The 21,008-nt window shown below is 66.1% G+C and carries 20 protein-coding genes and 1 pseudogene; 10 read left to right on the plus strand and 11 right to left on the minus strand.

Annotated elements, in window-relative coordinates; translation table 11 throughout:
- Nucleotides 1-45 precede the first annotated feature (45 nt).
- Entirely contained in the window at nucleotides 46-1,551 is a 1,506-nt protein-coding gene (locus XH93_RS32350) for an MATE family efflux transporter (protein ID WP_194470562.1), read from the plus strand.
- A 9-nt stretch (nucleotides 1,552-1,560) separates the two neighbouring features.
- On the opposite strand, the gene XH93_RS32355 is transcribed toward XH93_RS32350, so the two are convergent.
- A complete protein-coding gene (locus XH93_RS32355) occupies nucleotides 1,561-2,826 on the minus strand; it encodes a D-amino acid dehydrogenase (protein ID WP_194470563.1) in 1,266 nt (421 codons plus the stop codon).
- A gap of 298 nt (nucleotides 2,827-3,124) precedes the next feature.
- Nucleotides 3,125-4,453, minus strand: a complete 1,329-nt coding sequence (locus tag XH93_RS32360) for an aspartate aminotransferase family protein (RefSeq protein ID WP_244626796.1) — start codon at nucleotides 4,451-4,453, stop codon at nucleotides 3,125-3,127.
- A gap of 149 nt (nucleotides 4,454-4,602) precedes the next feature.
- Between XH93_RS32360 and XH93_RS32365 the strand changes: the two genes are divergently transcribed.
- The 4 genes from XH93_RS32365 to XH93_RS32380 all read left to right on the plus strand — a co-directional run bounded on the left by XH93_RS32365 (nucleotide 4,603) and on the right by XH93_RS32380 (nucleotide 7,457).
- Complete coding sequence (locus XH93_RS32365) at nucleotides 4,603-5,151, plus strand: cupin domain-containing protein (protein ID WP_194470564.1); 549 nt, start codon at nucleotides 4,603-4,605, stop codon at nucleotides 5,149-5,151.
- Nucleotides 5,152-5,218: 67 nt separating this feature from the next.
- Nucleotides 5,219-6,754, plus strand: a complete 1,536-nt coding sequence (locus tag XH93_RS32370) for a lysozyme inhibitor LprI family protein (protein WP_194470565.1) — start codon at nucleotides 5,219-5,221, stop codon at nucleotides 6,752-6,754.
- Nucleotides 6,755-6,808: 54 nt separating this feature from the next.
- Nucleotides 6,809-6,970 (plus strand): hypothetical protein, encoded by a 162-nt coding sequence (locus XH93_RS32375; RefSeq protein WP_172627085.1) that lies wholly within the window; start codon nucleotides 6,809-6,811, stop codon nucleotides 6,968-6,970.
- A gap of 82 nt (nucleotides 6,971-7,052) precedes the next feature.
- Nucleotides 7,053-7,457 carry a DUF4864 domain-containing protein gene (locus XH93_RS32380; RefSeq protein ID WP_194470566.1) on the plus strand — a complete coding sequence of 135 codons (405 nt, stop codon included), beginning with the start codon at nucleotides 7,053-7,055 and terminating at the stop codon, nucleotides 7,455-7,457.
- A 140-nt stretch (nucleotides 7,458-7,597) separates the two neighbouring features.
- Here XH93_RS32380 and XH93_RS32385 read toward each other — a convergent pair whose 3' ends face one another.
- Nucleotides 7,598-8,872 (minus strand): MFS transporter, encoded by a 1,275-nt coding sequence (locus XH93_RS32385; protein WP_194470567.1) that lies wholly within the window; start codon nucleotides 8,870-8,872, stop codon nucleotides 7,598-7,600.
- A 122-nt stretch (nucleotides 8,873-8,994) separates the two neighbouring features.
- Entirely contained in the window at nucleotides 8,995-9,453 is a 459-nt protein-coding gene (locus XH93_RS32390; RefSeq protein ID WP_246799355.1) for a hypothetical protein, read from the minus strand.
- A 247-nt stretch (nucleotides 9,454-9,700) separates the two neighbouring features.
- Between XH93_RS32390 and XH93_RS32395 the strand changes: the two genes are divergently transcribed.
- From XH93_RS32395 to XH93_RS32410, 4 genes are all read left to right on the plus strand, one after another.
- A complete protein-coding gene (locus XH93_RS32395) occupies nucleotides 9,701-9,910 on the plus strand; it encodes a hypothetical protein (RefSeq protein ID WP_172627083.1) in 210 nt (69 codons plus the stop codon).
- A 102-nt stretch (nucleotides 9,911-10,012) separates the two neighbouring features.
- A complete protein-coding gene (locus tag XH93_RS32400) occupies nucleotides 10,013-10,309 on the plus strand; it encodes a hypothetical protein (RefSeq protein WP_194470568.1) in 297 nt (98 codons plus the stop codon).
- Nucleotides 10,310-10,583: 274 nt separating this feature from the next.
- Nucleotides 10,584-12,710, plus strand: coding sequence for a flagellar biosynthesis protein FlhA (flhA, locus tag XH93_RS32405; RefSeq protein WP_194470569.1), 2,127 nt, complete (start codon nucleotides 10,584-10,586; stop codon nucleotides 12,708-12,710).
- A gap of 322 nt (nucleotides 12,711-13,032) precedes the next feature.
- Nucleotides 13,033-13,233, plus strand: a complete 201-nt coding sequence (locus XH93_RS32410) for a hypothetical protein (protein ID WP_139485839.1) — start codon at nucleotides 13,033-13,035, stop codon at nucleotides 13,231-13,233.
- Nucleotides 13,234-13,496: 263 nt separating this feature from the next.
- Here XH93_RS32410 and XH93_RS32415 read toward each other — a convergent pair whose 3' ends face one another.
- The 4 genes from XH93_RS32415 to fliI form a co-directional block, all read right to left on the minus strand.
- Nucleotides 13,497-14,474, minus strand: coding sequence for an anti-sigma factor domain-containing protein (locus XH93_RS32415; RefSeq protein ID WP_194470570.1), 978 nt, complete (start codon nucleotides 14,472-14,474; stop codon nucleotides 13,497-13,499).
- Nucleotides 14,475-14,477: 3 nt separating this feature from the next.
- Nucleotides 14,478-15,023, minus strand: a complete 546-nt coding sequence (locus XH93_RS32420) for a sigma-70 family RNA polymerase sigma factor (RefSeq protein ID WP_139485837.1) — start codon at nucleotides 15,021-15,023, stop codon at nucleotides 14,478-14,480.
- Nucleotides 15,024-15,220: 197 nt separating this feature from the next.
- On the minus strand, nucleotides 15,221-15,640 hold the full coding sequence (gene fliJ / locus XH93_RS32425) for a flagellar export protein FliJ (protein WP_139863773.1): 420 nt from the start codon (nucleotides 15,638-15,640) through the stop codon (nucleotides 15,221-15,223).
- A gap of 109 nt (nucleotides 15,641-15,749) precedes the next feature.
- The gene (fliI, locus tag XH93_RS32430; protein WP_194470571.1) at nucleotides 15,750-17,075 is read right to left on the minus strand and encodes a flagellar protein export ATPase FliI; all 1,326 of its coding nucleotides are present in this window, start codon (nucleotides 17,073-17,075) and stop codon (nucleotides 15,750-15,752) included.
- 366 nt (nucleotides 17,076-17,441) lie between these two features.
- Between fliI and ctrA the strand changes: the two genes are divergently transcribed.
- Complete coding sequence (gene ctrA, locus XH93_RS32435; RefSeq protein ID WP_016848562.1) at nucleotides 17,442-18,143, plus strand: response regulator transcription factor CtrA; 702 nt, start codon at nucleotides 17,442-17,444, stop codon at nucleotides 18,141-18,143.
- 64 nt (nucleotides 18,144-18,207) lie between these two features.
- On the opposite strand, the gene XH93_RS42540 is transcribed toward ctrA, so the two are convergent.
- From XH93_RS42540 to XH93_RS32445, 3 genes and pseudogenes are all read right to left on the minus strand, one after another.
- Complete coding sequence (locus tag XH93_RS42540; protein ID WP_246799356.1) at nucleotides 18,208-18,900, minus strand: S53 family peptidase; 693 nt, start codon at nucleotides 18,898-18,900, stop codon at nucleotides 18,208-18,210.
- A gap of 502 nt (nucleotides 18,901-19,402) precedes the next feature.
- Nucleotides 19,403-19,801, minus strand: a pseudogene (locus XH93_RS42545) (protease pro-enzyme activation domain-containing protein); the annotation flags it as partial.
- 13 nt (nucleotides 19,802-19,814) lie between these two features.
- Nucleotides 19,815-20,987 (minus strand): hypothetical protein, encoded by a 1,173-nt coding sequence (locus XH93_RS32445; protein ID WP_194470573.1) that lies wholly within the window; start codon nucleotides 20,985-20,987, stop codon nucleotides 19,815-19,817.
- Between the last annotated feature and the right edge of the window lie 21 nt (nucleotides 20,988-21,008).

The raw sequence follows: 21,008 nt of genomic DNA on the forward strand, positions 1-21,008 counted from the left end.
CGGCGCCGGGCGTAGTCGGACAGGTGCCGAGATGGAGCATCAGCGATGAACGCGACCGTAGTATTGTTGCGCCGAACCGACGCGCAGCCGCAAGTCGACAACGCCTGCGGCGAGTCCCGCGCGAGCAGCCGGGCTTGCGCGACCGCGACGCCGGCCAACACGAATCCTCCGCGCAACACGAACGCGCCATCCCGCAAGCCGGCCGCAGACCTCGACGCCCGCACCCGCATGCTGCTGGAGCATCCGATCGCGCCGCTGATCCTGCGGCTTGCGCTGCCCAACGCCACCGTGATGCTGGTGCAGATCCTGATCGGATTGCTGGAAGTCTATTTCGTGTCGCGCATCGGCGTCGACGCGCTGGCCGGCGTAGCGCCGGTGTTTCCGCTGGCGTCGCTGGTGGTGGCGATCGCGCAGGGCGCGATCGGCGGCGGCTTCGTCACCACGGTGGCGCGCGCGCTCGGCACCGGCCGGGCCGGAGACGCCAGCGCGTATGCCTGGTACGCGGTCGCGATCGGCGTCCCGCTTGGCGTGGTGACGACCGCAGTGATGCTGGCATTCGGCCCGAGCCTTTATGCCGCGATGGGGCTTTCCGGACAACCGCTGGCGATCGCGCTGTCCTATTCGTTCATCATCTTTGCCGGCGCGATTCCGATCTGGCTGTTCAATTTGCTGATGGCAGTGGTGCGCGGCACCGGCAATCTGCTGGTGCCGGTGATCGTGGTGTGCAGCGGCGCGCTGATCCTGATTCCGCTGTCGCCGCTGCTGATCTTCGGCGGCTTCGGCTATGGAGGGCTCGGCGCCGCCGGCGGCGCCGTCGCGATGCTGGCCTATTACACGCTGGGAACGCTGGCTTACGCCGTCTACCTCTGGGGCGGCTTCGGCGCGCTCAAGCCGTCGCTGCGCGTGCCGCGGCTGACGCTGGCGCCGGCGCTCGCCATTCTCCGCGTCGGCGGCATGTCGGCGGTGGTATCAGCCACCACCAATCTGACGCTCGCGATCGTCACCGCCTATGTCGCGCTCGGCGGCGTCGAGGCGCTCGCCGGCTACGGCGCCGGCTCGCGGCTCGAGTTTCTGCTGGTGCCGCTGGCCTACGGCATCGGCGGCCCGGTCGGCATCGTGATCAGTGCCAATCTCGGCGCCGGCCTGATCGACCGCGCCGTGAAGACGTCGTGGATCGGCATCGCGATGGCATGCGCGCTGACCGAAACGATCGGGCTTGCGGCAGCCGCTTTCCCCGAGGCCTGGATTGGACTGTTCAGCCGCGACCCCGCAGTGCTGCAGGTCGGCGCGGCGTATCTGCATCGCGTCGGGCCATTCTTCGGCTTCTTCGGACTCGGCTATGTGCTGTACTGCGCCGGGCAGGCGACGCGCCGCATGGAAGCCTCGGTGCTCGCCGCGCTGCTGCGTGCCGCGATCGCGGTGCTCGGCGGTCTTGCCGTGGCGTGGCTGAAGGCCGACGTCACCTGGAATTTCGCCGCGGTGGCGGTCGGCATGGTGGTGTTCGGCCTGTTCGCCCTGCCCGCATTGCTGCGCCGTTCCGGCTACGAGTAACGCACCGCCTCAGCCGAAGCGGTGATCGTAGCGCGTGATCGACAGTTCCTTGGTGTCGATCTCGGGCGTCTTGCCGGAGAGCATGTCGGCCAGCACGCGGCCCGAGCCGCAGGCCATGGTCCAGCCGAGCGTGCCGTGGCCGGTGTTGAGATGCAGATTGGCGTAGCGCGTCTTGCCGATCACCGGCGGACCGTCGGGGGTCATCGGCCGCAGGCCGCACCAGAAGGTGGCCCTGGCGAGATCGCCGCCGCGCGGAAACATGTCGGTCAGCGAATGATCCAGCGTGGCGCGTCGCGCCGCGTAGAGCTTCTTCGAATAGCCGGAGATCTCCGCGGTGCCGCCGACCCGGATGCGGTCGCCGAGCCGGGTGATCGCAACCTTGTAGCTCTCGTCCATCACGGTGGATTCCGGCGCACCGGCCGCGTCCTTGATCGGCACCGTGATCGAATAGCCCTTCACCGGATAGACCGGCAGCGAGATGCCGAGCGGCCGCACCAGCTGCGGCGAATAGCTGCCGAGCGCGAGGACGTAGGCGTCGGCGGTCATCACGCCGGCGCTGGTCGCAACGCCGGTGATGCGCGTCGTATCTGCGTTCAGGCCGTCGATGCCGACATTGAACTGGAAGCGCACGCCGAGCTTCTCGGCTTCGAGCGCCAGCGCCTGGGTGAACATGTGGCAGTCGCCGGTCTCGTCGTGCGGCAGGCGCAAGCCGCCGGCGACCTTGTCCTTGACCAGCGCCAGTGCCGGTTCGGCGGCGATGCAGCCGTCGCGGTCGAGCACCTCGTAGGGCACGCCATATTGCTTCAGCACGGCGATGTCCTCGGCGGTGCCGTCGAGCTGCGCCTGGTAGCGGAACAGCTGCAGCGTGCCGCGGGCGCGCTCGTCGTATTTGATGCCGATCTCGCCGCGCAGCGCCTGCAGGCAGTCGCGGCTGTATTCCGCAATCGGAATCATCCGGCTCTTGTTGACGGCATAGCGCGCCGAGGTGCAGTTGCGCAGCATCTTGAGCAGCCACCACCACATCACCGGATCGAGCTTGGGGCGGATCACCAGCGGGCCGTGCTTCATCAACAGCCACTTCACCGCCTTCACCGGCACGCCGGGGCCGGCCCAGGGCGAGGAGTAGCCGGGCGACACTTCACCGGCATTGGCAAAGGAGGTTTCCAGCGCGGGCCGCGGCTGGCGATCGATCACCGTGACGTCATGGCCGGCGCGCGCGAGATAATAGGCCGAGGTGACGCCGATCACGCCACTGCCGAGAACTAGGACCTGCACTTTTCCTCACATCCTGCAGCAAAAAACGCTATCGCCGCTGCGAAACCATCCTGCTCCGCAGCGGCGACAGCAATTTGTATCGAGCTGAAGCTCGATGTTGGATTGACTCGATGCTGCCGCAGGATCCGTGCACCTCTCCCGCTTGCGGGATCCGGGTGGGGGCTCTCTCCACGATACGACTCGTGGAGAGAGCCCCCACCCTAACCCTCCCCCGCAAGCGGGAGAGGGGACGCAGTTTTCCTTGCCGCCACACCTCGACGTAGTTTCATCAGCTTCGGCACTTAAGCCCTAGCAATTATCAGGCCACGCGCTTGATGGCATCGCCGAGGATCGAGACCATGTCGTCGATGTGCTTCTTCTCGACGATCAAGGGCGGCGACACCGCGAGCGAGTCGCCGCTCATGCGCAAATAGAGCCCGTTGTTGAAGCAGTCGACCATCAGGTCGTAGCCGCGCGCGCCGACCGCGCCGTCGCGCGGCTTAACTTCGATCGCGCCCATCAGGCCGAGATTGCGGATGTCGATGACGTTCGGCAGGCCCTTCAGCGAGTGCAGGCCGTCGCGGAAGTACTCCGCGAACTGCGCGCCGCGGGTCAGAAGGCCCTCGTCCTTGTAGATGTCGAGCGTGGCAAGGCCGGCCGCGCAGGCCACCGGATGCGCCGAATAGGTGTAGCCGTGGAACAGCTCCATAGCGTTATCAGGACCGACCATCAGCCCGTCATAGATCTCGCGCTTCGCGAACACCGCGCCGCAGGGCACGCTGCCATTGGTGATGCCCTTGGCGGTGGTCATCATGTCCGGCGTCACGCCGAAGAAATTGGCGGCGAACGGCGTGCCGAGGCGGCCGAAGCCGGTGATGACCTCGTCCATGATCAGGAGGATGCCGTGCTTGGTGCAGAGCTCGCGCAGCCGCTGCAGATAGCCCTTCGGCGGCGGCAGCACCGCGGTGGAACCCGGCACCGGCTCAACGATCACCGCGGCGATGGTGTCGGCGCCGTGCAGCGCCACCATGCGCTCGACGTCGTCGGCGAGCTCGGCGCCATGATCCGGCTGGTCCTTGGCGAAGGCGTTGCGGGCGAGATCGTGGGTGTGGCGGATGTGATCGACGCCGGGCAGATGGGTCGCGAACTGGCGGCGGTTGGCGACCATGCCGCCGACCGACAAGCCGCCGAAGCCGACGCCGTGATAGCCGCGCTCGCGGCCGATCAGGCGGGTGCGGGTCGCCTGGCCGTTGGCGCGGTGGTAGGCCAACGCGATCTTCAGCGCGGTGTCGACCGATTCAGAGCCGGAATTGGTGAAGAAGATGCGGTCCATCCCCTTCGGCGCGATCTCGGCAAGGCGCTCGGCGAAATCGAACGCCAGCGGATGGCCCATGTTGAAGGACGGCGCGAAATCCAGCGTCGAGAGCTGGCGCTCGACCGCGGCCGCGATCTGCGGGCGGCCGTGTCCGGCATTGACGCACCACAGCCCGGCGGAGCCGTCGATCACCTGCCGGCCGTCGACCGCGGTGTAGTACATGCCCTTGGCGGAGGAGAACAGCCGCGGCGCTTTCTTGAACTGCCGGTTGGCCGTGAAGGGCATCCAGAACGAGTCGGTCTTGATGGTGTTCGGAATCTGATGAACGGTCACGGCGGGCGCTCCATTATGAGTTTCCTATAGTCGGACCACGCTTCCCATCACTCAACAAGTCCTTTTCTGTCGCAGCGCAAGCCATTGATCTGATTGAGGCGGTCTGCCAAGATTTGTTCGATCCGCAACACCTGCAACAGGGATTTGTCATGAGCGTCGATATCGGCGGACGGCTGCGATTCATCCGTGCGCGCGCCAAGCTGTCGCAGCGCGAGCTCGCCAAGCGCTCCGGGGTGACCAATTCGACGATCTCGCTGATCGAATCCAACCAGATGAACCCGTCGGTGGGGGCGCTGAAGCGCATCCTCGACGGCGTCCCGATGGGACTGGCGGAATTCTTCGCGATCGAGCCGGAGCGGCCGCGCAAGGCATTCTACCGTGCCGAGGAACTCACCGAGATCGGCAAGAAGCCGATCTCCTACATGCAGGTCGGCGACAATCTGTTCGGCCGTGCCCTGCAGATCCTCAAGGAGCGCTACGAGCCCGGCAGCGACACCGGGCGGGTGCCGCTGCAGCACGAGGGCGAGGAAGGCGGCATCGTGGTCTCCGGCCGGCTCGAGGTCACCGTCGACGACGAGCGGCGGGTGCTCAACGCCGGCGACGCCTATTATTTCGAGAGCCGCCGCCCGCACCGCTTCCGCTGCATCGGCGCCAAGGCCTGCGAGGTGATCTCGGCCTGCACGCCGCCGTCGTTTTGAACCCGGCGGGCGCGGCGTGCGACCCAAGCCGCAAGGGGCTGCATGGCGCGGCCCGCGGATCATCTCCATGTCCGGCTCGCTACGGTTTGCCGCCCTCGCCGCGGCCATCACGGTCCTGCTCCCCCGCCCGTCGCTGGCGCTGGACGACTATCTGCGCGCCTCGAGCAGCGCACCGACCGCGATCAGGCTGTGCGGCGATACCGACAGCGACCGCATCAAGACGGCCGACTGCAAGAAGGCCGGCTACGACATGCAGATCGGACAGATCGACAAGGCGTTCGATGCCGCGCTGGCAAAGACGCCGCCCAACATCAAGCCGCTGCTGAAGCGCGACCAGGCCTGGTTCAACGAGATGATCCAGGAGGCCGCCGACACGATGACCCAGGCCGACGAGGACGAGCTCAGGCAGAATTTTGCCGAGACGCTGCGCCGGCGCATCGCGGCGCTTGACGGCATCGCCGACGGTTTTGGCCGCCCGGGCCTTGCCGGCCAATGGATCAACGCCTTCGGCAAGATCAGCGTCTCGCCGGCCGACGACGGCGCCTATCGCGTCGCGGTCGAGCTGCAATCCGACTACGGCAGCAACCGGCACCGCGGCTGCAGGTTCGGCGCGCTGCTGAAGCCCGCGGCGACAGGCTGGCTCGCGGGACCCGTGCTCGCCGACAAGGAGGCGGAGAAGCCTGCAAGCGCCGATGCCCGCAGCAAGCCCGCGAAGCCGCCGTCGCTGAGGATGCGCCGCCAGGGCGACACGCTGCGCATCGTCGGGAGCGATGGCGACGACGACTGGGCCGGCCTGAGCGATTGCGATTCGATGGCGCAGATCACCGGCAGCTATTTTGGCGCCGGCAAGGAGGCAACGTCCGACAAGGCGACCACTGCCTTCGTCACCCCGACGTTCGATTGCACCAGGCCGGAGACCGCGACCGACGAGGAAATCTGCGCCGACCCCGATCTCGCCGACAACGACATCAGGCTGAACCGCGCCTGGAAAGCGCTGCAGCCGCGGCTCGACGAAGCGACGCGGCGCGCGCTGATCGACGACCAGCGTCACTGGGTGAAGAGCCAGACCGAGCAATATCCGGAATTCCTGCATCCGGCCTGGGAAAAGACCACCTCGCAGATCCACGCCACCGTCGATGCCCGCGACCATGTCGACGCCCTGCAGCGCGAGCGGCTGGCGCTGCTCGAAGGCTTTGACGACAAGCGCAGCGGCATCACCGGGATCTGGCTCGCCTACAACGCCATCATCAAGGTGACGACCGACAGCGACGGCACCGTGAAGGCCACCGGCTGGAAGTGGGACCAGGGCGACTGGAAGGCCGGCTGCGATTACGAGATGACCGGCAAGATCGTGCGCGGCACCTTCCGCTCCGACGAGGCGCGCAAGAACCCCGACACGCTGGAGCGTGACGGCAGCATGCTGATCGTCAACCGGCAGGACGATGTGTTCGCCAGGAAGCGCTACAGCAACAAGGACGGCAGCGACAACAGGGACGCCGACGAGCAGAAGTGCCGGCGCCGGCTCGACGTCTCCTCGACCGCCCGGCTGTTTCCCGCGCGTCCCTCCCCTGACATCGACCGCTTCAAGGGCTCGATCCGCTGACCGGCGCGGGCCGCCTTCGAACCGGCAGGCGGCTCGGGGCGACTAATCAGGGCCATGCACGATGCGCCCGCCAAGCCCAAACGGCAGCTCATCACGTCGATTTTCGTATCGGCGGCAATCCTGTACGGCTGCATCTTCTTCGTGAACTGGCTGTCGCCCAAAGCCTGCTCGACCGAGTTCTGGCCGCCGTCGATCCATTGCCGCTGGGATTTTTAGGCCGCCCCGCTTGGCCCTGGAGGCCGCGGAAACCGGCCTATGATATGCTGCGCATCTGCAGGTATCCGAGCTGGAGTCCCGCATGCGCGCGCTCGCCCTCATCACCGTGCTTCTCTTCGCCCTGATCATGCCGGCGGCGGCCGCCGATGTGACCGCAGCGCAAGAGGTGATCCGGGCGCAGGAGCAGGCCTTCGGCCGCGACGATGCCGCGGCCGCCTATTCCTACGCCGCGCCGGCAATCCGGCAGATCTTTCCGCAGGCCGACATCTTCATGTCGATGGTGCAGCAGAGCTACGCCCCGGTCTATCGCCACCGCAGTTTCGAGTTCGGCGAGGCGAGGACCGAGGGCGACTGGATCGCGCAGCGCGTCGACATCGTCGATGCCAATGGCGAGGCCTGGCAAGCGCTCTACACGCTGGAGCGGCAGGCCGACGGCAGTCTGAAGATCACCGGCTGCACGCTGCGCAAGGCCGGCCAGGCGGTGTGACTGCTCGGGTTCGGTCCACCTCTCCCCGACGGGGAGAGGTCGATTTGCGCAGCAAATCGGGTGAGGGCCGCCAGCTCCAATGAGAGACCGTAACCCCTCACCCGGCGCTACGCCATAGCCGAAGCTTCGCTTCGGCGTCACTAAGGACGGCCGCGAAACGCGGCCGATGCCTCTCCCAAGGGAGAGGTGAGCCGCCGCTGCCGCGCGCGCATCAACAGCAGCAGCACGATGCTGACATTGAGCAGGTTCCAGGCGAGGCCATTGGCGAAGGCGGCGGCGTAGGAGCCGGTGGCGTCGAAGATCACGCCTGAGATCCAGCCGCCGAACGACATGCCGAACACCGAGGCGAAGATCACGATGCCGATCCGGGTCGCGGCTTCCGACGCCGGCATCGCCTCGCGCACGATGATCGCGTAGCTCGGCACGATGCCGCCCTGGAACAGGCCGAACATCGCCGAGATGATGTAGAGCGAGGTCAGGCTGTCGAAGAACAGATAGAACAGCAGCGCCGCGCCCTGCGCGATCGAACCGATCAAGAGCGTGCGCAGGCCGCCGATCTTGTCGGCGAGGTAGCCCGAGCCGATCCGGCTGATGATGCCGAAGCCGAGCATCAGCGACAGCATCTCGGCGCCGCGCGCCACGCCGTAGCCGAGGTCGCCGCAATAGGCGACGATGTGGACCTGCGGCATCGACATCGCCACGCAGCAGGAGATCGAGGCCAGCGCCAGGATCGCAGTCAGCGCGTTGGTGGAGAGCCGCAAGTCGACCCGCGGTGGCGCTGCGTTGGCATGGCTGCGCCTGACAGCCGCGCCCATCAACAGGCGCAACGCCACGAGCGCGAGCGCCATCGTCACGGCGGTGAAGATGCCGATCGCGATATGGGTCGAGCGCCAGCCAAAACTCTGCATGCCGAAATTGACCAGCGGCGGCCAGATCGTACCGCCGACATAGTTGCCGCTCGCCGCGATCGTGACCGCGAGCCCCCGGTAGCGCTCGAACCAGTGCGAGGCCTCCGCCATCAGGGGGCCGAAGGTCGCGGCCGACGACAGGCCGATGGCGAAATGCAGCAGGTTGAAGGCCCAGATCGACGGCGCGTAGCCGGCGCCGACATAACCGAGACCCAGAATGCCGATGCCGACGCCGATCGCGGCGACGATGCCGTAGCGGTCGCTAATCTTGCCGGTCACCACCTGGCCGATGCCGAAACCGAGCATCACCATGGTGAAGGCGAGCGAGGCGGTGCCGCGGGTGGCGCCGAAGTCGGTTTGCACCACCGGCAACACCACGACGACGGACCACATGCCGACGCTGCCGAGCGAACCGATGACCACGGCAACGGCAAGCCGCAGCCATGCCCGGCGCGAGTCGGGAATAAACTGGGCGTATCGGGGGGAGTATTTAGAATAAGTATCCACGGCGGCGCGAACTTCGTCGGCTTTCGCCTACGGGTCAAGCCACATGCCGAGAGATTAGGCATGCAGTAGCGCCGGGACGCGCTTCCGGGACGACGGCATGGGGAGGTCGCGAGACCGCGCACCTAATTGCCGAAATTCGGATCCTGCGACTGGAACGGGCCGCACTTCGCGTGCTTTGCGAACCGCTGGTCGAAGTCGACGGTGCCGCCGGCGACCGGAATGCGGGTCGGCGGCAGGCCGCGGAGGTACTGATCGACGGTCACGGTCTTCTCGTCGGTGCTCAGGGTGACGCGCACCGGCTCAAGCGGCTTGCCCTTGTTCACGTCAGTCAGATCGAGCGTGTAGTAGCCGATCACCGATTGTCCGCCCCGCATATGGCGATCGACCGATAGCGGCAGATAGACCTCCATCCGGACGCCCTCGCCGTCGCAGGCGATCATGCGGATCATCACGGCCTCGGCGCCGGGCGGCTTCGCGGCTGCGGCGGTCGCAACACAAGCCAAGATCGCCGCGGCAAGTCCCGGCGTCACGAGCCCGTGCTTTCTTGTCCATGCGATGGTGCGGCGCATCGGGTTTGGCATCCAGCATCCCTGACGAAGGTCGTTCGGTTTGCATTTGGTCGGGCGCCGGGCCGACAAGTTCAATCCGCGCCGCGTTCCGCCGGCCCCGGGAATATCGGCCGTCGATCCGTGATCCATGCTGACGAAGAAACTGCTACAATGCGAGCCGGTTCACACTGGCGGCCCGCCATCCGGTTCTATCATCCCGCCGGATGGCGCGCAGTTCGCAAAGTATGAGGATCGAAGCGCAACCTGTCGGAGGGTCATCATGCATTCGTCGTCAGCAGAGTGGTTACCCGTTGCGTCAGCCCCGTCGGACCGCGAGCTCGAGGTCTGTGTCCTCGATTATGACGGCATGGTCCACGCGCTCATGTTCCCCTGCCACCGCGACGGCGCCGAATGGGTCGACCAGGCCGGCAGCAGGCATCTCGACATCCAGCCGACGCATTGGCGCAGATGGATGCGGCCCGCCAATTAGCGGCGTCGTGATTGCCGCAAGGGCGGCCGACACCGATCTCGCGCCGGTTCGCATCTTGGGCTAGAATGGTCACGTGGGTTCAGGTGAGCCAGGAGGCTCGTCATGGAATCACACGTTGTCCCTTTCGAAAATCGCTGGACGAACGGCAAGCATGCCTGGGAGTGGCACTGCGAGCTCGAGCGGCTGGGTGTGCCGACGGTCCGGACGATGTACTGCGAGCATGAGACGCACCATCGCAACAAGTCGGCGGTGGTGTTCGACATCCCCGCCGGCTTTGTCCACGACTGGCTGGCCTTCCACGAGCGCCGCGCCGCCCGGCAGCAATTGCTGTGGCGCGCCAGCGTCATCACGCTCGGCATCATCGCCGCATCGGGCGCCGTGCTCGGTGCGCTGAGATAGAGGCCGCTACCCCGCCCCCACAGCCGACGGGGAATCCCGCGTGCCCGGCGCCCGCGACGTCCCCGCGCGGCCTTGAGAGGGCGCTTATTAACCCTTTGCTAACCATACACCCGGCAAGAATTGCCCAGTGAAGTCGAGTGTCGTCGGTCGCGACTAGCGGGTGGAGATCCCCGTGGACGCCAGCGCGGTGCCTCACTTTCGAAACGGCGGCCCTTCGGCCGCCGCGCAGACGTTTGGCGCTCGCAGCCGCCAGTCGCGGGGGGATACGGCTACCATGGTCGACGTCACAGCGGGTCAGGGCACGGCGGGCAAGAACGGACTGCCGAGCCTCGCCGAAATCGGCGACATCCTCAAACGCGGCGACATTGCGCTCGCGGTCGGCGTCCTCACCATCCTGGTGGTGCTGATCCTGCCGCTGCCCTCGATCGTGCTCGACCTGTTCCTGGCGGTCTCGATCATCGTCTCGATCCTGATCCTGATGACCTCGCTGTTCATCCAGGCGCCGCTGGAATTCTCCTCGTTTCCGACCATCCTGCTGATCTCGACCATGCTGCGGCTGTCGCTGAACATGGCCTCGACCCGGCTGATCCTGAGCCACGGCCACGAGGGCACGGCGGCGGCCGGCCACGTCATCGAAGCCTTCGGCAACTTCGTGATGGGCGGCAATTTCGTGATCGGCATCATCGTGTTCGCGATCCTGGTGATCGTGAACTTCGTGGTCATCACCAAGGGTTCGGGCCGCATCGCCGAGGTCGCGGCGCGCTTCCAGCTCGACTCGATGCCCGGCAAGCAGATGGCGATCGATGCCGATCTCTCCGCCGGCCTGATCGACGAGAAGACCGCCAAGGAGCGCCGCAAGGCGCTGGAGGACGAAAGCGGCTTCTTCGGCGCCATGGACGGTGCCTCGAAGTTCGTCCGCGGCGACGCCATTGCCGGCCTTCTGATCGTCGGCATCAACATCGTCGGCGGCATCATCATCGGCGTCGCCCAGCAGGGCCTCTCCTTCAGCGAAGCCGCCCGCACCTACACCGTGCTGACCGTCGGCGACGGCCTTGTCACCCAGGTGCCGGCGCTGATCGTCTCGACCGCCGCGGGCCTGCTCGTCTCCAAGGCCGGCATCACCGGCGCCGCCGACAAGGCGCTGATGCGCCAGCTCTCCGGCTACCCGCAGGCGCTCGGCATGTCGGCCGGCGTCATGCTGGTGCTGGCGCTGCTGCCGGGCATTCCGACGCTGCCGTTCCTGGCGCTCGGCTCCGGCGCCGCCGCGCTGGCCTGGAGCGCGCGCAAGCAGAAGCGGGTGGCGAAGGCCGCCGAGGCCGCCGCCGCTGCAGCCCCCGCCGCCGCCGCGGCCGCGGCCAGCGCCGAGGAGCCGATCTCGGCCGCGCTGAAGATCGACGACCTCAAGATCGAGCTCGGCTACGCGCTGCTGCCGCTGGTCAACGGCCCCGACGGCACCGACCGCCTCACCGAGCAGATCAAGGCACTGCGCCGCTCGCTCGCGGTCGAGATGGGATTTGTGATGCCGGCGGTGCGCATCCTCGACAATGTCCAGCTCGAGGCCAACAGCTACGCAATCAAGATCAAGGAGGTCGATGCCGGTACGGGACGGATCTGGCCGAGCCAGTTCATGGTCATGGACCCCGCCGGCAACCAGGTGCAGCTGCCCGGCATCAACACGCTGGAGCCGACTTTCGGCCTGCCGGCGACCTGGGTCGATGCCGGCCTGAAGGAGGAGGCCGCGCTGAAGGGCTACACCGTGGTCGACGCCGCCACGGTGCTGTCGACGCATCTGACCGAGCTGCTCAAGACCAACATGGCGGACCTATTGTCCTACGGCGAGGTGCAGAAGCTGCTGAGGGACTTGCCGAAGGAACAGGGCGAGCTGATCAAGGACATCGTTCCGGGCCAGGTCACGATCTCGGGCATCCAGCGCGTGCTGCAGCTGCTGCTCGCCGAGCGCATCTCGATCCGCGACCTCTCGACCATCCTCGAGGGCATCGCCGACGCGCTGGCGTTCTCGCGCAATCCGGCGACCATGGTCGAGCACGTCCGGGCCCGGCTGGCGCGGCAGATCTGCGCGCAAAACACCTCGCCGAACGGCTATCTGCCGCTGATCGCGCTGTCAGCGCGCTGGGAGCAGGCGTTTGCCGAGTCGATCGTGGGCCAGGGCGACGACCGCAGCCTGGCGATGCAACCCTCAAAACTCTCGGAGTTCATGACCGCGGTCCGCAACGCCTTCGAGCAGGCGGCGCGCGAAGGCGAGGCCCCGGTGCTGGTGACGTCGGCCGCGATCCGTCCTTTCGTTCGCTCGCTGGTTGAACGGTTCCGCTCGCAGACCACCGTTTTGTCGCAGGCCGAGATCCATCCGCGCGCCCGGCTGAAGACGGTCGGCAGCGTCTAAGTGGAGGCAAATCAGCCGCTTTTCGCGGCGTGCTTTTGCGTCACAGGCAACTGATTTGTTGTGGAACCGTCCGGAACGGCCCTATCTGGGATCTGGCACTCCACCGCTCGAACAAGCGATTGATATTACTGGATGTTAATGTGAAATGGACGCCCCTAAGGGGCACTTTTGATCGCAACGGATCACGTCTCATCACGGCCTTGTGATGGCCTCTTGGGAACGGAATCGGAGAATCCTACGTTAGCGGGGCGAGAGATTTTGAACCGGCCGGCCCAGCCGACCGACAAATCTCCGAAGAGCAGGAAGGCGGCAGGAGACTTCCATGAACCACTCGATCTATAGCGCAGATCGCATGACGCATCTGAAGATCGTCGTGGTTGCCCTGACCGCTGGTATCCTGGTCGCCGGCTTCGGCATCGCGGTGCACAACTCGTCGGATGAGGGTTACACCCAGACGGCGCGTGTCATGAAGGCCGGCAAGCCGGTTGCAATCACAAGCTCGAGCAACTCGCTGGTCCGTTGATCGGCAGGCTCGCAAACAGGAGAGTTTCACGGAATTCACGTAGTCTCTTTACAGCCCCCCAAAGTCGCTACGTGGATATTTAAGACCCCCAACTACCCCCAAGTTGACTGTTGAAAACGCCCGCTCCCCACGGGCGTTTTCTTTTTGTGCGGTACGACATCGAGCGCTATCCACGTCATTGCGAGCGCAGCGAAGCAATCCATCTTTCCGCGTTCTCGGTGACAATGGATTGCTTCGCTGCGCTCGCAATGACGGAAAGAATTTTACCGCGGCGGCGCGTCCGATGCGGGCGGCACCGTCTCGATCAGCTTGCCGGTGAAGATCGGCGCCGAGGTCGGCTGGCCGGTCGGCGAGCCGCCGGCCTGCTCGACGGTCACCGCATAGGTGGCGCCGTTGATCACGTCGGGATCGTAACCCGACAGCACCGGGCGCGCGGTGAAATCGCCGGCGCCGATCACGCCGAGCGAGCGCGGCTGCGGCAGCTTGTCGGAGATCAGCCAGAGCTCAAAACTCTTGCCGGGCTCGGAGGTGGCGCCGACCTTGCGGACGGTAAAGTTTTTCGTCGCGCCGTCGATGGTCATGATGAAGGCCGGGCCGCCGGCCGGTCCCTGCAGCAGCGCGACATATTGCGACGACGGCGTCAGCGCCGGCGCCGGCACCTTCACCTCCACGGTCTGGATGCGCGGCTTCGGCCGCAGCGCGTTCGGCAGGGCATCGGGCTGCAAGACCTGCAGGCTCAGCGTCACCAGCAGCGCCGCCGCGATCGCACTCGCCACCGAGGCGATGCGGCGCCAGCGCTTCACGCGGGTCGAGAGTTCGATGACGTTGCCGTCGCCGATGGCCTGCCTGATCTCGTCGAGATCGAACTGCGGCTGAGGCGACGGCGGCGCGGGTGGCGGCGTTTCTTGCAGCACGAGCGGCACCTGCTGCTCCAGCAATACCGACGGCACTTGCTGCTCCAGGAGCGCTGGCGGCGCCTGCTGCTCGGGCAGCACCGGCGGCGCCTGCGGCTCGGTGGAATGGCCGAGCGCGGCCTTGATGTTGTCCCACACCACCGGGCGCGGCTCGACCGCGCCGACCATCTGGTTCAGCGAAGCCAGCCTGAACTCCCACGCCTGCACGACGCCGGCGAACTCGGCGTCGTCGGCGATCATGCTCTCGACCTGGGCGCGCTCCCCGGCATCGAGCGTGCCGAGCGCATATTCCGACGCGAGCGCGATATGGTCTTCGCTAAGGGCCATCACTCAGAGTCCAAGACACTCCCGGATATCCATCAGGCTGCGGCGCAGCCAGGTCTTCACCGTATTGACCGGCGTCTCGAACTTTGCGGCGAGCTGCTCGCGGCTCCAGCCGTTGTAATAGGCGAGCAGCACGAGCTTCTGGCGATCCGGCTCCAGCCGGCCGACACATTCCAGCAATCGCTTCAACTCTTCCGTCATCTCCCGTCGCGCCAGCGGATCGGGCGAATCCGCGGCGACTTCCATGGCCGCCGGCTCCTCCTCCAGCGAGACCTCGCCACGCTTGCGCACCACGTCGATGGCGCGGTTGCGCGCGATCGACGCCATCCACGTGATCGGGGAAGCCAGGGCTGGATTGAACTGTCCGGCGCTGTTCCAGATCTTGACGTAGGCCTCCTGGAGGACCTCCTCGGCGAGGTCTTGCCTGCGCAAGATACGGAGCACGACGCCAAAGAGTTTCGCGCGGGTCGCGGCGTAGAGCCGCTCAAAGGCGGCCTGATCCCCCTTTGCGACGGCGGCGATCAGCCAGACCAGCTCAGCTGGCGTCAGCATCTTGCGCCCCCAAAACCCGCGTCCCCCGTCGCCTCATTTCCAACCGCTGCCGATCGCCAGGTCGCCAGACCTGATCCGGTCGTAGCATATTTCGGGACACCACGGTCCACCAGTGGCCCCCGTTGTGGACATCCTCAAAACGAAAAACCCGGGCCAAGGGCCCGGGCTCGGATGTGGTCGGCAGTGGATGAAGCGCGTCAGGCGATGACGCCGAGACGGGCGCGCATCAACCCGATCGAGTCCATGTCGGCCTGCTCGCGGGCGCTCTCCTCGGCGCGCTCGCGCGCCTGGTCGCGCTCGTCGAGCAGCTCGACCTTCTTCAATTCCTCGAACGCTTCCGCCAGCAGCGCCTTGGCGTCCTCGAGCTGGACGCGCAATTCGTCGGCGGAACGGGTCAGGTTCTCGCGGCGCTGGATCGCCGCCTTGGCGTAGGTCGGATAGGCGAAATGGGTGGGATCGTTGATCCCGGCGCGCTCCTGCTCGACCTGGATCTCGCGCTCGAGCTCCACCGACATGCGGTGGAAGTCGGCGATCATGCCTTCGATCTGGGTGACCCGGCGGCGCTTTTCATCGACCTGAAACTTCTTCAGGCGGATCAGCGTTTCACGTGACTTCATCGACTCATACTCCCCAGAAGTCCCGAAACTGAACGCGGGACAGAGCCGGCTCCCCGCTGGGCCCCGCCGGCTTCGCTAATGGTGTGGCGCCGATGATGGCCTGACAAAGTTAGCGTTCCGTTTCCAAACCCGAAAGGATTTGAGCGAGTTGCTGGTAGCCCTCGGCGAGGCCGCTGGCCTCGTCCTTGCCCTGGCGCAGGAACGCCTCCAGCGGCTCGTGCAGCCGGATCGCCTCGTCGACCTCGGTGCTGGAACCCGGCCGGTAGGCGCCGAGCCGGATCAATTCCTCCATGTCGGCATAGGTCGCCATCACCTGGCGGGCCTTGTTGATGAAGGGCAGGAAATTGGGATCGGCCGACTTCGGCATGGTGCGCGAGACCGACTTGAGAATGTTGATCGCCGGATAGCGGCCGCGCTCGGCGATCGAGCGCTGCATCACGATATGGCCGTCGAGGATGCCGCGCACCGCGTCCGCGATCGGCTCGTTGTGATCGTCGCCGTCGACCAGCACCGTGAAGATCGCGGTGATGGTGCCGGCGCTCGTGCCCGGCCCGGCCCGCTCCAAAAGCTTCGGCAGCTCGGTGAACACGGTCGGGGTGTAGCCCTTGGCGGTCGGCGGCTCGCCAGCCGACAGACCGATCTCGCGCTGCGCCATCGCAAAGCGCGTCACCGAGTCCATCAGGCACAGCACGTCCTGGTCCTCGTCGCGAAAATACTCAGCGATCGACAGCGTCAGATAGGCCGCCTGGCGCCGCATCAGCGCCGGCTCGTCCGAGGTCGCGACCACGACGACGGAGCGCTTCAGCCCCTCCTCGCCGAGATCTTCCTGCAAAAACTCCTGCACCTCGCGGCCGCGTTCGCCGATCAGACCGATCACCGAGATCGCGGCATCGACGTTGCGCGCCAGCATCGACAGCAGCACCGACTTGCCGACGCCGGAGCCGGCGAAGATGCCGAGCCGCTGGCCGCGGCAGCAGGTCAGGAAAGTATTGAGCCCGCGCACGCCGAGATCGAGCGGCGGCCCGACGCGCCGGCGCGAATGCGCCGGCGGCGGCAGATTGCGGTAGGGCATCGGCGAGGCGCCCTGCGGCAACGGGCCCTTGCCGTCGATCGGCTCGCCCATCGCGTTGACGACGCGGCCGAGCCAGGCCGGCGATGGCCGCACCTGGCTCGCCGCATTGGCGATCACGGCGCGGCAGCCGCGCCGCACACCCTCGAGGCCGCCGAACGGCATCACCACCGCGTTCTCACCGGAGAAGCCGATCACCTCGGCCGGGATGACGCGGCCGCCGCCGACTTCGATTACGATGCGGGCGCCGACCGACATCGCGTGAATGGGACCTGCGATCTCCACCATCAGCCCGCGGACGCCGACCACGCGGCCATAAATATTGACGCCGTCGATGTCGGTAATCTGTTCCGCGAGGGCCTTCATTGCGAAAACCTTAAGTTTCCGCGATTTTGGCCCGGCCGCTTAACTTCGTGTTTACCCGCATCATTAATCATTGCGTCACTGTCTTTGGTGACTGAGGTCGCTTGCCCATCAGAAGAAGGGCGAGTCGCGAGAGTCGGTTAGGCCCGGCTCTTAATCTGGAATCTGAACGAGCGCGGGTAGGAAAAGCTTCTTCTACGCAATATCTTAGGGCGATTCGACAAAAATTGCACGGTTAGAGCTTGCGTGGAGGAATCAGTTTTTGTTAACCATAGCTCGTCAGGATCCGAATCAGTTGTCAAAGGCGTTTTGTGAGTGCCGCAAGTGCGGCCGACCTGACGCCCGGAGCGGCGACTAAAGGGGACTGGCATGCGCGTTTTGCTGATTGAAGATGACAGCGCCGTCGCGCAGTCGATCGAGCTGATGCTCAAATCCGAGAGTTTTAACGTCTACACGACGGACCTCGGTGAAGAAGGCGTCGATCTCGGCAAACTCTACGATTACGACATCATCCTGCTCGACCTCAATCTGCCCGACATGTCCGGCTACGACGTGCTCAAGCAGCTTCGGGTGTCGAAGATCAAGACTCCCATTCTGATCCTCTCCGGCCTCGCCGGCATCGAGGACAAGGTCAAAGGTCTCGGCGTCGGCGCCGACGACTACATGACCAAACCCTTCCACAAGGATGAGCTGGTCGCCCGCATCCACGCCATCGTGCGCCGTTCCAAGGGTCACGCCCAGTCGGTGATCCAGACCGGCGACCTCGTGGTCAATCTCGACACCAAGACGGTCGAGGTCGGCGGTCAGCGCGTGCATCTGACCGGCAAGGAATACCAGATGCTGGAGCTGCTCTCGCTGCGCAAGGGCACCACGCTCACCAAGGAAATGTTCCTCAATCACCTCTACGGCGGCATGGACGAGCCGGAGCTGAAGATCATCGACGTCTTCATCTGCAAGCTGCGCAAGAAGCTCGCCAACGCCTCCGAGGGCCGCAACTTCATCGAGACCGTGTGGGGCCGCGGCTACGTGCTGCGCGAGCCGCACGAGGCCGACGAGCGCATCCCCGCCTGATCCTCCGGTGCAATCCTCCCGACCTGAACCCCGCCCTCACCGGCGGGGTTTTTGTTTGTGATGGTCACGCCACGGGGATCGCGCCCAGGGCTGCAACCAGATCGGCGCCTTTCGGCACGCCCAATCCGGTGCACGCGTTCCAGCCGCGGCCTGCATCGTAGCCCTTGCCGTCCACCCGGTTGTTGCCATGTTCGATCTGCCTGAACAGCGCCGCATTGGAGTAGAGCGCGGAATTGACGAAGCCGATCGGCAAGTCGCGCCCGGCATTGGCGATCGCGATCAGCCCGGCCCACAGCGGCGCGACCGCGCTGGTGCCGTCCTTGATCATTACACTGCCGTTGAGAACGATGCGGTAGCCCGGCGTTCCGGCCGCAGCCGCGGCGACGTCGGGAACGCCGCGCCGCACCGCGCCATCATTGACCGAGGGCGGCAGCGCCAGACCGGATTGATAGGCCGGCACCGGAAAGACGTCGCTGATCCCGCCACCGGTGCCGGTGCCCCCCTCGTTCCAGACGACTTCCTCATTCAGTCCCGCGGTGGCCGGCTGCGTGCCGCCACAGCTGAGCGCATAGGGGCTCGATGCGGGGAACCAGACATGCGCATTGCCGTCGGTCAGGCCTCCGGTCGCGAGCTCGTCGCCGGCGGCGAACAGGACCGTGACATTCAATCGCTTGGCGTCGGCCAGCACGCCCTGCATCGCGTCGCGCGCGGACGCGCTCCAGAACATTTCCGCACTGCCCCAACTGACCGACAGCACCTGCGGCCGGTTGACCGCGTCGAAGATCGCCTGGTTGATCGCGCCGACCAGGCTCTGAATGGTATTGCCGGCGAAAATAGACCACGATCCGCGCACCCGGCAGCAGGCTTGCCAGGATCTGCAGATCAAGCGCGATCTCCTGGTCCGACACCGTGCCGCCGCCGAATTGATTGCCAGGCGCAGCGTTGCCACCGGGCGGCACACCGATCGTGACCGGCTGATCGATCACCTTGGGCGCAGCGCGCCCCGTGGCGGCCAGCGCCTGCGCCAGATCGCTGGCGAGGTAACCGCCGCCGAGCGCGATGATGCCGACACAGACTTTCGAGACGTCGCGATCGAGCGGAATGCCGTAGAGCGCTGCAACTTCCGTCGGCCATAGTCCGGCACCCGCACCGGCACCGGCGAGTGCGCGCAACCGCGGCTGCGGCCTCGACACCGGCCGCTGGTCGAAGCCGAGGATGGCACGAGTCCATGGCGCGATCTCCTTTGGCACCACCAGGGAGCCGACGCGGGCGCGGAAGCGGCTGCGGCCGTCATCGTAGATGCGAAGCGTCGCGCCGAGCACCTCCGTCAGCGTTCGTGCCGTGGCCTCCAGCACGACGATGCGCCGCGACAGGTCGATCTCGAGCACCGTGACGTGAAACTTCGCCGCCAGCTTCTTGATGCGGGCGGCGGCGCGGGCGTGGGTGCGGCGGCGCTGCGCCGCCAGAGCGCGCCGCGTGACCGGTTTCGACAGCCGCGCGAGGTCTTCGGCGCAGCCCGGCTCGAAGGTGTCGGGCGTGCGCCGCTTCAGGTAGACGGTCAGGACGATGCGCTCGTCGGGATCGACCTCGCCGACATCGGTCGCGCCGGGCGGCGCGGCGCGATAGCTGCCGGCGAGTTCTATCGTTTGGCCCGTCACCGGTCGCGACCGCTCATTTGCCCTGGCAGTTCCGGTTGAGCACCGGCGGGGTCTGCGTATCGTCGACCACGCAGAACGGGATCGACCAGACGAAGTCGGCCGAGGTCGCGATCTGCGTCAGGCCGCTCATGCCCTGGAAGATCGGCGGCTGGCTGGAGAAGCTCCAGTACCAGCTCGGCTGGATCGGGCCGAGCGGTGCACCATTGTCGTCGAACCCTGCGAAGGAGGTCGCTGTGCCCTTGCTGTCCCAGGCCGCGCGGCCGTGACAGGTGATGCAGGAGGATTGATCGACGAAGCCGCTCTCGGTGACCGAATTGCCGACACGGATGTCAAGCCCGGTGGCGTCCGTGAAGTCGGTCTGCGACCCCTTCAGGCAATAATTGGCAAACGCCGGATCCCAGTCGGCGGATGATATCATGGCCTGCAGCGCCGGAGTCTTGACGCAATCGGGATAGCCCTGGTTCGGCTGCGCATTGGGCAGCACCGGATTGGTCTGCGCGCCGAACGAATCCCGGCAGCCGATGATGTCGCATCGCGCTGGATTGAACTTGTGTTCGAACGTCGCCCACGTCCAGTTCGGAACCGCCTTGGAGATGATGTGCATGGCGACGAAGGCATATTGCTTGCCGTCGGCGCCGGTATTGACGTGATACACCTTTGGCACATCGGCGAGCGTCACCCTGCCGCCGCTGAATTCGGGAATGTCGGTCACCAACATCCAGTTTGCCTTGACCTCCATCGCGCCGACCGGAAATGAGATGGTCTTGCCGAAGGCGGCGCGCAGGCCTGACACCTTGTACAGGTTGTTCTGGACGATGAAGTCGAACGAGTCCTTGTTGCGCCGCGACTCCTCCAGCACGCCCTTGCCGGGCGGGACTGCCGGAAGCAGCTTGCCCGCCCGCTGCAGCGCCAGCCGTCCCAGCGCCGGCACCGCGGGCTCACGCAGCGCCAGCGGCGCCGCCGTCGCCGGAAACTCGGGATTCATCTTGAACGTGTCGGTGTCGCTGGCCCAGGTCTCGAACAGGGCGTTGCTGCCGCCGGCGCGGGTGTTCACCTGGATGAAGAACTGCCAGGCAAGCTGATCCGGCGCATTCATCGCCGGGTTGGGCGTTGATTGCGCCGCGGCCTGCACAACGGGAAGCAGGCACAAGGCGCAGCCGAGTGCGGCATTGACCAGTATTCTCATCGTCGTCCTCCTCGAAATCCC

This window comes from Bradyrhizobium sp. CCBAU 51753, assembly GCF_015291565.1.
GTDB classification, from domain to species: Bacteria; Pseudomonadota; Alphaproteobacteria; order Rhizobiales; family Xanthobacteraceae; genus Bradyrhizobium; species Bradyrhizobium ivorense.